General features: G+C 40.2%; 11 protein-coding genes. 3 read left to right on the top strand and 8 right to left on the bottom strand.

Translation table 11 applies throughout. From position 1 onward, the window contains the following. Window positions 1–321 precede the first annotated feature (321 nt). From lpdA to ACEYX7_RS01005, 3 genes are all read right to left on the bottom strand, one after another. A complete protein-coding gene (lpdA, locus tag ACEYX7_RS01015) occupies window positions 322–1,755 on the bottom strand; it encodes a dihydrolipoyl dehydrogenase (protein ID WP_374804207.1) in 1,434 nt (477 codons plus the stop codon). A 152-nt stretch (window positions 1,756–1,907) separates the two neighbouring features. Then, window positions 1,908–3,119 (bottom strand): 2-oxoglutarate dehydrogenase complex dihydrolipoyllysine-residue succinyltransferase, encoded by a 1,212-nt coding sequence (gene odhB / locus ACEYX7_RS01010; protein WP_374804205.1) that lies wholly within the window; start codon window positions 3,117–3,119, stop codon window positions 1,908–1,910. After that, window positions 3,119–5,956, bottom strand: a complete 2,838-nt coding sequence (locus ACEYX7_RS01005) for a 2-oxoglutarate dehydrogenase E1 component (protein ID WP_374804203.1) — start codon at window positions 5,954–5,956, stop codon at window positions 3,119–3,121. Before ACEYX7_RS01005 ends, odhB begins: the two co-directional genes overlap by 1 nt. Before the next feature lie 516 nt (window positions 5,957–6,472). On the opposite strand from ACEYX7_RS01005, the gene ACEYX7_RS01000 reads away from it, so the two are divergent. Beyond that, on the top strand, window positions 6,473–8,110 hold the full coding sequence (locus ACEYX7_RS01000) for a TonB-dependent receptor plug domain-containing protein (protein WP_374900103.1): 1,638 nt from the start codon (window positions 6,473–6,475) through the stop codon (window positions 8,108–8,110). Window positions 8,111–8,136: 26 nt separating this feature from the next. Continuing rightward, window positions 8,137–8,994, top strand: coding sequence for a TonB-dependent receptor domain-containing protein (locus ACEYX7_RS00995; protein WP_374900102.1), 858 nt, complete (start codon window positions 8,137–8,139; stop codon window positions 8,992–8,994). A gap of 345 nt (window positions 8,995–9,339) precedes the next feature. On the opposite strand, the gene ACEYX7_RS00990 is transcribed toward ACEYX7_RS00995, so the two are convergent. Genes ACEYX7_RS00990 through sdhC form a run of 4 tightly spaced genes read right to left on the bottom strand, consistent with a single transcriptional unit; the run spans window position 9,340 to window position 12,724 of the window. Next, complete coding sequence (locus ACEYX7_RS00990; RefSeq protein WP_374900100.1) at window positions 9,340–10,050, bottom strand: succinate dehydrogenase iron-sulfur subunit; 711 nt, start codon at window positions 10,048–10,050, stop codon at window positions 9,340–9,342. A 14-nt stretch (window positions 10,051–10,064) separates the two neighbouring features. Next, window positions 10,065–11,954, bottom strand: coding sequence for an FAD-binding protein (locus tag ACEYX7_RS00985; RefSeq protein ID WP_374804195.1), 1,890 nt, complete (start codon window positions 11,952–11,954; stop codon window positions 10,065–10,067). A 12-nt stretch (window positions 11,955–11,966) separates the two neighbouring features. Beyond that, window positions 11,967–12,332, bottom strand: coding sequence for a succinate dehydrogenase, hydrophobic membrane anchor protein (gene sdhD / locus ACEYX7_RS00980; RefSeq protein WP_374806614.1), 366 nt, complete (start codon window positions 12,330–12,332; stop codon window positions 11,967–11,969). Next, window positions 12,332–12,724 carry a succinate dehydrogenase, cytochrome b556 subunit gene (gene sdhC / locus ACEYX7_RS00975; RefSeq protein WP_374804191.1) on the bottom strand — a complete coding sequence of 131 codons (393 nt, stop codon included), beginning with the start codon at window positions 12,722–12,724 and terminating at the stop codon, window positions 12,332–12,334. The genes sdhD and sdhC overlap by 1 nt, the downstream gene beginning before the upstream one ends. 724 nt (window positions 12,725–13,448) lie before the next feature. Between sdhC and gltA the strand changes: the two genes are divergently transcribed. After that, complete coding sequence (gene gltA, locus ACEYX7_RS00970) at window positions 13,449–14,723, top strand: citrate synthase (RefSeq protein ID WP_374804189.1); 1,275 nt, start codon at window positions 13,449–13,451, stop codon at window positions 14,721–14,723. A gap of 66 nt (window positions 14,724–14,789) precedes the next feature. On the opposite strand, the gene ACEYX7_RS00965 is transcribed toward gltA, so the two are convergent. Next, a complete protein-coding gene (locus ACEYX7_RS00965) occupies window positions 14,790–15,296 on the bottom strand; it encodes a type IV secretion protein Rhs (protein WP_374804187.1) in 507 nt (168 codons plus the stop codon). Between the last annotated feature and the right edge of the window lie 264 nt (window positions 15,297–15,560).

Below are 15,560 nucleotides of genomic sequence, written 5' to 3'. Positions count from 1 at the left end.
ATGCGTGCTGAGAAAACCGATGAATCTTTTGCTGCTAATATCTATCTGGCTGCAACAATAATCAATTTGCGTTAATTGTCAACACGCCCTACAAAACAACTATTTGCCTACAGCAATAGCACTAAAAGGCATAGCGATTATTCTGATTTATTTAGCTGTGATTGTGTCGGTACTCATATTCTTTTTGAATCTTATAAGCTCTTAGTAATGATGATATGTTTAGACATCACATCGTATTCTTTAGCATAAATACATATAAAAATTTCCCCTTGTATTGCAATACAAGGGGAAATTTTATTTCAGCAAATCAGCTTAAGAAAATTATTTTTTCTTACGGTTGATTGCATGAATCGCACGGTTATCTACTGCCAAGGCAGCTTCATGTACCACTTCAGAGAATGTTGGGTGACCGAAAGTCATTAATTGTAAATCTTCTACAGAAGACACAAATTCCATCGCAATCATACCTTGGTGGATGATGTCAGATGCATTTGGACCAACAACATGCATACCTAATAAACGATCTGTTTTGGCATCAGCAACGAATTTTACAAAACCTTGGTTGTCTGCAGCAGCCAAAGCACGACCGTTGGCAGCAAAACCGAATTTACCTGTTTTAACTTCGATGCCTTTCTCAGTTGCTTGTTGTTCAGTCATACCTACCCAAGCAGCTTCTGGGTGAGTATAGATAACACTGATGATGGTATCATAGTTCACTTGTGCAGCATGACCGTGAATACGCTCAACAGCCATTACACCTTCTTCCATTGCTTTGTGTGCAAGCATCGGACCACGTACTAAGTCACCAATCGCATAAACGCCTTCAACTGAAGTCAAGCAATAGTCATTTACTTCAACCAAACCGCGTTCAGTCAATTTAATACCAGAATCTTCAGCCAACAAACCTTCTGCATACGCCTTACGACCTACACATACGATCACTTTATCAAATACTTGTGTTTTGTCTTCACCGTTTTGAGTGAATTTAACCGTCACTTCACGACCGTTAATCTCAGTACCTGCAACTTTCGCACCGATTTGAATATCCAAACCTTGTTTAGTCAAGATTTTTTGGTATTCTTTAGACAATTCTTTGTCAGCCAAGCCTAAGAAACTGTCCATTGCTTCGAATACAGTCACTTCTGCACCCAAACGACGCCATACAGAACCAAGCTCAAGACCGATTACACCTGCACCAATTACGCCCAAACGTTTTGGTACTTCTGGGAATTCCAAAGCGCCTGTTGAATCAACGATCAAGTCTTGATCTACTGGTGCAACAGGAATATTCACAGGTACAGAACCAGATGCCAAGATCACATATTTTGGTTCAAGAACTTGTGTTTCACCTGCGTGAGAAACAAATTCAACTTTTTTACCTGCAAGCAATTTGCCAGTACCTTGTAACCACTCAATACCGTTGCCTTTAAGCAAGCCAGCAACACCACCTGTCAAACCATCAACAACTTTGTCTTTGCGTGCCAACAATGTTGCCAAATCAAGTTTTACATCACCAGTAGTAATACCGTGTTCAGCCAAATCGTGTTGAGTTGCTTCATAACGATGCGATGAATCCAACAAAGCTTTTGATGGGATACAACCCACGTTTAAGCAAGTACCGCCCAAAGATGGTTTGCCTTTGTGAATACGTTTTTCGATACAAGCAACTTTAAAGCCCAATTGTGCGGCACGAATAGCTGCTTCGTAACCACCTGGACCACCACCGATAACCACTAAATCAAATTGTTGTGACATTTTTTCAGACCTTTTTTCTAACAAGGGTAAAACTAAATTTAAATTTAGTTTTTTATAACGTAATAAGAGCAAGCAGGCAAAATCTTCCCTACTTGCTCCCTAAACTGCCTAAATCTTTAACAATTTAAACAATGTTCCTATTCTACGACCGATTATAGATCAAGCAACAAAGACGCTGGATCTTCTAACAATTCTTTGATTGTTACCAAGAAACCAACTGCTTCTTTACCATCGATTAAGCGGTGGTCATAAGACAATGCCAAATACATCATTGGCAAGATTTCGACTTGACCATTGACCGCCATTGGACGGTCTTGAATCTTGTGCATACCCAAGATCGCAGTTTGCGGTGGGTTGATGATTGGTGTAGAAAGCAATGAACCGAATGTACCACCGTTAGTAATAGTGAATGTACCGCCAGTCATTTCTTCGATAGACAATTTGCCTTCACGTGCTTTTGCAGCGTATGCACCGATACCATTTTCAATATCTGCATAGCTCATGCTGTCTGTATCACGTAATACTGGTACAACCAAACCACGATCAGAAGACACTGCTACACCGATGTCAAAGAAACCGTGATAAACAATGTCGTCACCATCAATAGATGCATTCACTGCTGGATAGCGTTTCAATGCTTCAGTCGCTGCTTTAACAAAGAAAGACATAAAGCCAAGACGAGCACCATGACGTTTTTCAAAACGATCTTTGTACTGCTTACGCAATTCCATGATCGGTTTCATGTTTACTTCGTTAAACGTCGTCAACATTGCTGTTTCTTGCGTTGCAGCCAATAGACGTTCAGCAACACGTTTACGCAAACGCGTCATTGGAACACGTTTTTCAGTACGCTCGCCAGCTGCAACAGCCAATGGCGTTGCTGCTGGTTTAGTTTGATGATTTGCAACGTCTTCTTTAGTGATACGACCACCACGACCTGTGCCTTGTACGTCGCCAGCATTTAAGCCTGTTTCTGCCAATGCTTTACGTACCGCTGGTGCTTGATCTTTATCAACTGTAGTTTCACGTGCAACGATCGCTGCTGCACCTGCTTGTGTGCTTGCAGTAGTTTGCTCAACGCTAGTGTTTTCACTCACTGCTTGTTGTGTTTGATCTGAGCTAGCTGCACCTGCTTCGAATTCAGCAATGACTTCGGCAGAAAGTACAGTATCACCTTCCGCTTTAACAATTTTGCTTACTGTACCGTCAGCAGGAGCAACGACTTCTAATACCACCTTGTCGGTTTCGATTTCACAAATCACTTCGTCACGGCTAGCGAAATCACCAGCTTGCTTGTGCCAAGTTGCGATTGTACCGTCTGCAACCGATTCTGGAAATACCGGTGCTTTGATTTCAGTTGCCATTACTGACTGTCTCCTGTTTGTTCACTTTTAACACCCAATGCTACATTCAGCAATTGAGCTTGTTGTTCTGCATGCAAATATGGTGAGCCACATGCAGGGGCTGCAGATGCATCACGCCCTGCATAATGGATTTTTGCTTGTGCGACCACTGGCAACACATTTTCATATAAGTATGGTGTAATAAAGCTCCAAGCGCCTTGGTTCTTCGGCTCTTCTTGTGCCCATACTACATCTTTAACATTTGGATATTGTGCAACCACGTCTTGCAATGCTTTTGCTGGGAATGGGTAAAGCTGTTCAACACGAACGATCGCAGTGTGATCCAAACCCAATTCACGGCGTTTTTCAAGTAAGTCATAGTACACTTTACCACCACACAACACCAAACGTGTTGCAGCATTTTTATCGATGCTATCAATTTCATCGATAACGGTTTGGAATGTACCATTCGCTAACTCATCTAATTCAGATGTTGCCAATTTGTGACGCAACAATGACTTAGGCGACATGATAATCATTGGCTTACGCAATGGACGAATGATTTGACGACGCAGAGCATGATAAATCTGTGCTGGTGTAGTCGGTGTCATCACTTGCATATTATCTTCAGCACAAAGCTGTAAGAAACGCTCTAAACGTGCTGATGAATGCTCAGGACCTTGACCTTCATAACCGTGTGGTAACAACATGGTCAAACCGCTCAAACGTTCCCATTTGGTTTCGCCTGATGAAATAAACTGGTCAATCACCACTTGGGCACAGTTGACGAAGTCACCAAATTGGGCTTCCCAAATAATCATGCTGTTCGGTACTGTAGTTGAATAACCGTATTCAAATGCCAATACTGCTTCTTCAGACAATAAAGAATCCCAAATCGCAAAGCGTGGTTGGTTTTCTTTGATATTGCACAATGGAATATATACTGCACCGTCAGTTTGGCTATGTAATTTAGCATGACGGTGAGAGAATGTACCACGACCTACGTCTTCACCAGAGATACGAATCAAATGACCTTCATCTAGCAAAGTCGCATAAGCTAAAGTTTCTGCTGCACCCCAGTTCAAAGGCATTTCGCCCGTTTGCATTTTCAAACGGTCATCAATGACTTTTTGTACTTGGCGTTGTAATTTAAAGCCTTCTGGGAATTGTGCCATTTTTTGACCCAATTCTTTAAGACGTGCGATCGGATAAGTGGTGTCGCATTCATCTGTATAATCGTGACCCAAATACGGTGTCCAATCTACAAACAAGTCTTTATTTGGTTCAGTCACCAAGGCATTGGCAACGTGCTTACCTGCTTCTAAATCGGCACGGTATTGCTCAACCATTTGCTCTGATACATCTTTGCTAATCACATTTTCAGCGATCAACTTATCTGCATACAAAGTGCGTGTAGTGACTTGTTTTGCAATCTGTTGATACATCATTGGTTGTGTTGCTGCCGGCTCGTCAGCCTCGTTATGACCACGACGACGGTAACATACTAAGTCAATTACAACATCTTTACGGAACGTATGACGGAAATCATGTGCCAATTGCGTAACGAAAATAACAGCTTCTGGATCATCACCATTCACATGGAAAATTGGTGCTTGAACCATTTTCGCCACATCAGTACAGTATTCTGTAGAGCGTGTGTCACGTGGGTTTGATGTAGTAAAGCCCACTTGGTTATTGATGACCACATGTACTGTACCACCCACGGTATAACCGCGAGTTTGTGACATTTGTAATAATTCTTGGTTCACGCCTTGACCAGCAAATGCCGCATCACCGTGTACCACGATTGGTAATACGTCATCACCACCGATATCAGCACGACGTACTTGACGAGCACGTACTGAACCTACAACCACAGGGCCAACGATTTCTAGGTGAGATGGGTTAAATGCCATTGCCAAGTGCAATTCGCCACCTGGTGTCATGATATTGCTTGAATAACCTTGGTGATATTTTACGTCACCAGAGCCTTTTTTATGCAACATTTTCCCTTCAAACTCACCAAACAAATCTGCTGGGTTTTTACCCATAACGTTGACTAGTACGTTTAAACGTCCACGGTGAGCCATACCGATCACAACTTCTTTACAGCCCACTTTACCTGCACGTTGTACAAGCTCGTCCATCATTGGAATAAAAGATTCACCACCTTCCAAACCAAAACGTTTTGCACCTACGAAACGGTTGCCCAGATATTTTTCTAAGCCTTCAGCAGCAGTCAAACGCTCTAAAATATGCTTTTTCTGTTCTGCGCTAAACTGATATTGACCTTTTGCTGATTCAATACGCTCTTGCAACCAACGTTGCTCTTCGGTATCAACAATATGCGTGTACTCTACACCGATACTACCAGTATAAATCGCTTGCAAATCTTTTACGATTTCAGCCAAAGTAGCTTCAGTTTTGTTGATTGCTAAGTTGCTTGTATTAAAGGTCGCAGTACTATCCGACTGAGATAAACCATGATGAGCCAAGTGCAAATCTGGCACATCTTCACGCTTCATCATGTTTAATGGATCAAGATTGGCCTGTTGATGACCACGGCTACGATATGCATTGATTAAGTCTAAAACGCCTAATTGACGTGTATCACCCGATGCACCGCTATTTTGAGCAAATTGCATAACACGTTGTGGGTTGCGTGCAAATTGTAAAAATTGTTCACGCACGCTACCGTGTGCTTGTTCGCCTTTTGGATACTGAGCAAAGTATTTTTGCCAATCTTCAGGTACAGATTGCGGAGAATACAAATATTGCTCATACAATTCTTCAATATACGCCGCACTGTCAGCAGATAATTCTGTGTCCAGACGTAATGCGTCAGAAATCTTTTGCATAAATAGACCTTTTGAGTGTGCAAATTGTCGGTGTGAATTGATTTATTGTAGATAATTCAATTTTTACAACACGGCAAATCACTGTTTTGTTGCGTTGGCAAATCAACGCACGCAGATGTAAGTAAATGTCTGTAGTGTAACATAAATTGCGTTGCCTATCATATCTGTAAAATATATAAGAGATATTAGATTTACAAATAACAAACAATCCCACAATAGATGCAATGCTAATTATAAACTTGCCTGCTGATTTTTGTGAGCCTATTTCAATATTTTTTTGCTAAATTAGACAAAAGTATAAATGAAAATATAATAAATATTTATACGATGTTTTACCGATTTTTAACCTTAATTACAAGACACCAAACATAATGATAAAAATTCAAACTTGTTGCAATAGATTGATTCAATTATATAAAGATACGCAACTTCATGTGTATATTTGCAAAGTAATGTTTAATTATGTTATGTTATAACGTCATATTTAATTCCTCTAACCCTACTAGGTTTTATATCATGGCAACCTACAAATATCTCGTACTCCCCCTACTCGCATTGAGTAGTTCATCACTCTATGCAAACAACAATATTTCAGCTGATACCAACGAAAAAACGGATAAAGTTCACGTTTTAGATGACATTATTATTGTTGCCAACTCAACGACACGCCACACAGATCCTATAGGTGTTGCCAAAGCCAGCGACATTACAGTAAAAAAAGAAGAATTTAAGCGACGCTCCAGCACTGTGGGCAATGCTTTGGCGAATGAAATTGGTATCCACAGCAATCCTTTTGGCGGTGGTGCAAGTAGCCCAATCATCCGTGGACAAGAAGGCGTACGAATCAAGATTTTGCAAAATGGTACAGACGTGGTAGATATGTCCAGTGTTTCTCCTGACCATGCTGTCGCTGCAGATACCCTACTTGCCGATCAAGTCGAAGTAGTCCATGGTTCATCAACGCTCATGTATGCCATGGCATCGGCGGCAGGCGTGGTGAATATCGTTGATAAACGCATTCCAACAACATTACCTGAAAATGGACAAGAAACCGAAGTTTTTAGTCGTTATAACAGCAATAGCAAAGAAAAGCTTGTCACTTTAGGTACAACTATAGGTTTGGCTGATCGTTTTGCTTTACGCATCGAAGGTTTATCACGTAATGCTGACAATTATCATGTTAATCACTTCAAGCCTGGTGATAAAATCATCAAATTCTTGCCTGATAGCTACAATCATTCAAAAGTGGGTACTGTCGGATTATCTTGGATTGGTGACAAAGGTTATATTGGTGCTGCATATAGCTCACGCCGTGATCAATATGGTATCCCTGGACACAATCATATGCTAGATAGTTGTACAGTAGATATTTTTGATACCAGTAAAGCTGAAACACGCGAAAGACGTTATCTGTACCCGTTCCCTCATTTGATGGCAGATCAAGATATTCGTGCAGGTGTACATACACATTGTGGTAATGAGCAAGACAGTGCACACGATCATAGTCACGATAATCCGTATGGTCACAAACATGATCACTCATCAAAAGGCCCTTGGATCGACCTAAGTAGTCAGCGTTATGATTTTAGAGCTGCTTACGACCAACCTTTGAAAGGCTTGGACAAAATCAAACTAAGTATGACTTACAGTGATTATCAACATGATGAAATGGGTGATGGCAAAGCTTATGTCAGCCCACATGACGCAAGAGATTTGGCAGCCCGTAAACGCCGTGATGCTTTGGCGTTATTAGATAAACCGTTGTATCATTATGCCAACAAAGGTCTAAATACACGCTTAGAATTCTTCCATACGCCAATCGCTGGATTTGATGGTGTACTTGGTTTGCAGTATCAAACTCAAACCAGTCAAGCGGTGGCGACCGATACACCGAGTAGCTCACTCAACCAAGATCGTTACCTTAGCCAACGCACGCCACTAATCAAAAACACCAATAAGCAATGGAGTGTCTTTGGTATTGAACAGTATCGCCATGGCGACTTTACTTTTGATGTAGGTTTTCGTGCTGAAAAACAAGCCATTCCGATTGAATATAATTTAGATTTGCTCGAGAGATATACATCAAAACGCCTTGATATCAAACCAGATCTATCTACGTACAAAAAAATGCGTTTTCATATTCCACAGGTTTAGCATGGGATATTCAACCAGAATATCGCTTGTCGTTGAATGCCTCACACAATGAACGCTTGCCAAGCCCAATGGAATTGTATTATCACGGTAAGCATTTGGCGACCAACTCTTTTGAATATGGTAATAAAAACCTCGACAAAGAACGCTCAAATAATTTTGAAATTGGTTTAATGCACCGTGGCGATAAAGTTGATTATAATTTAAGTGCTTATTACAATCGCTTTAAAAATTATATCCATAACGAAACCATTTTACGTAGTGGCAATTTATACGCACGTCGTTACCTACAATCTGAAGCCAAAATCTATGGTGTTGAAGGCAATATCACTTATCATATAAACCCTCAGCATCAAGTCAAATTATTTGGTGATTATGTACGTGGGAAATTATTTAATTTACCGACTATTTATGGTGATAAAATTTACTCCGAAGGTTATGACTGCGTAGATAGTGATGGTTATGATGATATTTGTCATGATGTAATTGGTTATCAAACTTTGGCACGCCCAAACCGTAATAACCCTCGCACACCACCTGCTCGTTTAGGTGCACAGTGGAAATCTGAGTTTAATGATCACTGGTCAGCAGTGCTTGACTACACACATGTTTTTGCTCAGAAAAAAACCTCTACATCTATTTATAGTAAAAAGTCTGAAGATGGCGATAGCCTAGTGGGTACAAACATCCATGAAGATGCAAGCAAAGGCTATAATGCATTAAATCTGGCGGTGGATTACAAAAATAAATGGCAAGGTTTGGATTATCAGCTCTCTCTTGGTGCAAATAATCTCTTGAATCAAGACATTTATATCCATACTTCATATCTGCCTTATGTGCCACAAATAGGTAGAAATTATACTGCTGGTTTAAATTTAAAATTCTAAACGGATTTACCGCTATTAAACTCAGTTAAATAACGTGAGTTCGGGATAAACTAAGATATAATTATTTGATTTTAAAAGTAAATTTAATTCGTCTGTAGGGTGCATCTTACGCACCTTTCAGAAAACGGCATTAAAATGGTGCGTCTTGCGAAAAAATGTTTCTCACACCCTACTTTTTAGAAATCATATAATTACAATAAAAATATGCCTTTTAAACCGAACTCACGTTAAATAATACTGACGTGCTAATGACGCTATAGTGATTAGCACGTTTTTTATTGTTTTGGAACAAAAAAAAAGCACATCCTCAGATGTGCTTTTTTGATGAAAATCAATAGGATTATATTAACCCGCCTGATCCAACATCATACTACGAATATGACCAATTGCCTTGGTTGGGTTTAAGCCCTTAGGACATACTGATACACAGTTCATAATACCTTTACAACGGAACAAACTGAATGGATCGTCCAAGCGTGCCAAACGCTCTTGGGTTGCATTATCACGAGAGTCGATGATAAAACGATAGGCATTCAATAATGCTGAAGGACCTAAGAATTTGTCTGGATTCCACCAGAATGATGGACATGATGTTGAACAACATGCACACAAGATACATTCATACAAGCCATCTAAATGCTCACGGTCAGTTTGTGACTGTAAACGCTCTCTGGCTGGTGGTGGCTGATCGTTAATCAAGAATGGCTGAATTTTGTTGTACTGTTCGTAGAACTGATTCATATCCACGACCAAATCTTTGATCACTGGCAAACCTGGCAATGGACGGATGGTAATTTCGTTTGGTAAATCGTTAAGATTCCACAAACAAGCCAAACCGTTTTTACCATTAATATTGACACCATCCGAACCACAAATCCCTTCACGGCATGAACGGCGGAATGTCAAAGTTTCGTCTTGTACTTTCAAAGCCAGTAATGCGTCAAGCAACATACGATGCTTATCCGTCAATTCTAGCTTGTAAGTTTGCATATACGGTGCTTTATCCTTATCAGGATCATAGCGGTAGATATGAAATGTGCGGATACCTCTGCTCATCTGTATTCTCCTGATTAGAATGTACGTGGTTTAGGTTCGATGGCTTCAACACTTAACGGTGTAAAGCGAACTGGTTTGTATTCCAAGCGATTGTCCGCTGAGAACCACAATGTGTGTTTCATCCATTCATCATCACGACGACCGTATGAATATTGTGGATGATCTGGTGCTTCTTCATAGTCAACCACAGTATGTGCACCACGACATTCTTTACGTGCAGCAGCGGAAATCAAAGTTGCTTTTGCGACTTCGTACAAGTTTTCCACTTCTAAAGCTTCAATACGTGCAGTATTAAATACTTTTGATTTGTCTTTCAAATGGATGTTGCGTACACGTGGTTCAAGGGCAAGAATTTCTTTTACACCTTTTTCCAACAGTTCAGCAGTACGGAATACACCAGCATGGTACTGTACGATTTCACGAATTTCATCCGCAACATCTTGGGCATTTTCACCAGTAGTAGAATTGTCCAATTTACGGATACGATCTAACGTTCCTTCCAACACATCATTTGGTAATGGGATAAATTTATCATCACATTCTTTGGTTACATATTCGATAATATGTTTACCCGCTGCTTTACCAAATACCACCAAGTCAAGCAATGAGTTGGTACCTAAGCGGTTTGCACCATGTACAGATACACAAGAACACTCACCAATCGCATAAAAACCTTTAACAGGCTTCGTATAATTGCGATCACCTTCATAAGTGTATTCTTTGGTGTCTTTGTTGTAGTGTGCTTTTAATGGGGCAATTTCTTGACCGTCTGGCACACAGACTTGACCGTGAATATTGGTTGGAATACCGCCCATTTGATAGTGAATGGTTGGTACAACTGGAATTGGCTCTTTCGTACAATCCACATTGGCGAATTTCTTACCAATTTCAAATACCGATGGCAAACGCTTCATGATGGTTTCAGCACCCAAGTGCGTCATATCCAACAAGATATAGTCAGCATTTGGACCACAGCCACGACCTTCTTTGATTTCTTGGTCCATTGAGCGTGATACGAAGTCACGTGGTGCCAAGTCTTTCAATGTTGGTGCATAACGCTCCATAAACGGCTCACCGTCTTTGTTACGCAAAATACCACCTTCACCACGACAACCTTCAGTCAATAATACGCCTGCACCCGCTACACCTGTAGGGTGGAATTGCCAGAATTCCATATCTTGTAATGGAATACCTGCACGTGCTGCCATACCTAAGCCGTCACCAGTATTGATATACGCGTTAGTCGATGCACGATATACACGACCCGCACCACCTGTAGCGAACAATGTTGCTTTGGCTTGGAATACGGCAATATTACCTGTTTCTTGGTCAATTGCAGTTACGCCCAATACGTCACCATTTTCGTTACGGATTAAATCTAATGCAATCCATTCAACGAAAAATTGTGTACCCATTTTGACGTTGCTTTGATACAAGGTATGCAATAAAGCATGACCTGTACGGTCAGCCGCAGCACACGCACGTGGTACAGCTTTGGCACCATAATTTGCAGAGTGACCACCGAATGGACGTTGATAAATCGTACCATCTTCGTTACGGTCGAACGGCATACCCAAATGCTCTAGTTCATACACCACATAAGGTGCTTCACGACACATAAACTCAATGGCATCTTGGTCACCCAACCAGTCAGAGCCTTTTACGGTATCGTAAAAATGATAATGCCAGTTGTCTTCTTGCATATTACCCAAAGATGCACCGATACCACCTTGTGCCGCAACAGTGTGCGAACGTGTTGGGAATACTTTGGTTAATACCGCAACTTTTAAACCTGCTTGAGCCAATTGATAAGATGCACGCATCCCTGAGCCACCACCGCCCACGATCACCGCATCAAAGCTCAAAGTTTCTACATTGGTATAATTTTCATTTACACTAGCCATGATGTGTTCCTATCAATTTGCCCAAAAAATTTGGATTGCCCAGATTGCATAAGCAAAAACTGAAATAATCACTGCTGACGTCAAGACCAAACGTAAACCTGACGCTGACGGACCCATTTGACGAGTCGTCACATAGTCAGTGAATACTTGCCACATACCGATCCATGCATGAACAAGCAAAGACAATACTGCAAGCAATGATAAAATTTTCATTGGTAAAGTTTTCATAAAGCCAGACCAAGCCACATAGTCAAAACCACTATGACTCAATAACCAGCCAAAAATCACTACCGTATAAACTGCCAGTACCACAGCACTGACACGTTGGATAAACCAATCACGAGAGCCTGAACCCGTTAAACCTGTTGCACTTTTCATTACAATACAATCCAGATAAAGGCCGCAATGATACCGATTGCAGACAAGATGAGAGACACAGTCGCAGCAGTACGACCACTTTGTAATTCTTCAGCAACACCTAAGTCTGCCAATAAATGCTTAAGTCCTGCGATAAAGTGATAAATCAAACCTGCCGCAAACACCCAAACAATAAAGCGCACCAAAAAGTTACCGAAGATTTGTTCTTTTACGTAGGTAAAACCTTCAGGAGAAGATAAAGATTTGTCCAAGATCCACAGCAAAACTGGAATCAATAAAAAGACAACTACACCCGATAAACGGTGTAAAATGGATGCAATCGCCACAGGGGATTTTAAGTTTACAGCTAAAACTTGACCCATGGACAGATTGACAGGTCTGTTGTTTTTCACAGCGAATATCCTATAGGTTTATGATCTGACACCATAGGATTGTAAACAAAACAATTTTTTACAATCAAAAAAGGCATCGAAATCTGAAAATAAATGTTTTGATAAGTACGCAAACCACCAACGCAAGCTTATCCACAAACAACTTTGTAACTCAGCAGTATAAAGCGACAAGACAAAAATTACAATTATCACTCCAAAAAAAATGCTTTAGAATTATATAATTAAGAACGATTCTCATTAAAATGATAAGCCAATGATTTTACAATCATTACAATAATATCTATCAGAAAATAATGTGACACATCGCATAAAAAAATCCAATCTAGCATCCACTATAAGACTTAAGTTTAATTTATCTAATACCTCATTTGAGGCTATAAAGAGTGACCAGCAACATAGATGCAAAGTTCATTTACTTAAATCTGCTTACAATTAGTTATTTACAGTAACAATGTTTTCAGTTTAAGCTAAGCTGTAACTTTTAAACTCATCCTATCATGCTTTGGTGAATGATTATTCACTGGTATGCCCAATACTGATTTGAGCGTACTAGAATAGTTTTTAGTGTAATTATTACGCCACATAAATCTGATAGTGTGAACAGGGACTTTTCTCGCCTGTGATACTTAAGCGTCATTAATGATGACATTGTTGACAATATTGAGTATGCTAGCGAGCTTCATCATGATAACTTTGATATTCACCAAGACAGGAGCACTTCTGAATGTCTGAAAATACAGGTAAAAAAGCCATTCTTGAGATTGATGGCAAGAGAATAGAACTTCCAATCTACTCTGGCAGCTTAGGTCCAGATGTGATTGATGTGGGTAGTGTATTGAAGGAAGGCTATTTCACTTTTGACCCAGGTTTTATGTCTACTGCGTCATGCGAATCAAAGATTACCTTTATTGACGGTGACAAAGGTATCTTATTGCATCGTGGCTACCCTATTGATCAATTGGCGACCAAAGCAAGCTATTTAGAAACTTGTTATTTGTTGTTAAATGGTGAATTACCAGACGCTGAACAGAAAGCAAAATTTGAAGACGACATTCGCAACCACACTATGGTACATGACCAAGTAAGCCGTTTTTATAATGGTTTCCGTCGTGATGCTCACCCAATGGCAATCATGGTTGGCGTAGTTGGTGCGTTGTCTGCATTCTATCATAACAACCTTAATATCGAAGATGTTAATCATCGTGAAATCACTGCAAAACGTTTGATCGCAAAAGTACCTACTTTGGCAGCATGGAGCTACAAATACACTGTAGGTCAGCCATTTATGTACCCACGTAACGATCTAAATTATGCAGAAAACTTCTTGTATATGATGTTTGCTACACCAGCAAACCCAGATTACAAAGTAAATCCTGTATTTGCTAAAGCAATGGACAAAATCTTTACATTGCACGCAGACCACGAACAAAATGCATCGACTTCTACTGTACGTTTGGCAGGTTCTACTGGTGCAAACCCTTATGCATGTATTTCTGCAGGTATTTCTGCACTTTGGGGTCCATCACACGGTGGTGCAAACGAAGCTGTATTAACGATGCTTGATGAAATCGGCAGTGTTGAACACGTTGCAGAGTTCATGGAAAAAGTAAAACGTAAAGAAGCTAAATTGATGGGCTTCGGTCACCGTGTTTACAAAAACTTTGACCCTCGTGCTAAAGTGATGAAAGAAACGTGTGACGAAGTATTGGCTGCACTAGGTCATAATAACGACCCACAATTGGCATTGGCGAAGAAATTGGAAGAAATCGCATTGAGCGATCCATACTTCATCGAACGTAAATTATATCCAAACGTAGACTTCTACTCTGGTATTATCTTAAAAGCAATCGGTATTCCAACAGCAATGTTCACTGTGATCTTTGCTTTGGCACGTACTGTGGGTTGGATTAGCCATTGGTTAGAAATGCATTCTGCACCGTACAAAATTGGTCGTCCACGTCAGCTTTATAGCGGCGAAACACAACGTGACATCAAATAATATACGATTTGTCTAAATTGTAATAAAAAAGAGCATTTTTCGGATGCTCTTTTTTTGTTTCGTGTTTTAAGTCAATTGAGTTGGTGTGTTTACATCTCGGTCTTGCAGAAAAGGAATGCAATTCTCATATAATCCACAATCTTGCCCACGCTGTTTACGCAGAAAATAATCTTGAATCATTTGGGCTTGTTGCTCTACGCCATATTCAGCAAAGCCTTTACCCAACTCCAATACATAGCGATAGCGTCTATCCAACAGTGCCTTACGCACTACTTTCACACCTTGTTGCATTTGCCAAATATGTGCCAATTCATGGATTAACCATGATTGTGTTGATAAATCTTGCTGACTAAAATCATCGACATAATCTTTTGGATGAAAATAAATGCGACCATTTGGACTCATTGCATAGTCTTTTAGTACCAAGCGGTGTGCGACCACTTCTACATTTTCCATATCCAATGCATCCATAAAAATCTGGCGTGCCATCTCTTTTTCACCAACGGTCAATTTACGACGCTTTGGCATAATTAGCTCACGACTGTACTGTGCGAAATCTTTAAAAAAACTCATCCTAATTTCCTTATCACGCGTTGCATCAATGACGCTGTAGAAGATGAGTAATTATAAAACAGCCTTTGCCATCTTTGTGATTATTTTTTTGTATGCTTTGCAAAAAACAACGATTTATCACTATATTTAATGCTGGTTTTAACTTACAATTATTGTTAAGGTTCTCGCGCGTATAATAATAGATGTTGTTGATTTTTAAACATCATTTCACACATCACCATTACAGGCTAGCGAAACTGAACATCCACCCAACGCACATCAAAA

This window comes from Hubeiibacter jixunmingi (genome assembly GCF_041928215.1).
Lineage (GTDB): Bacteria > Pseudomonadota > Gammaproteobacteria > Pseudomonadales > Moraxellaceae > Acinetobacter.
Note: the sequence above shows the minus strand (reverse complement) of the source record. Positions and strands in the feature narration are given on the sequence as shown.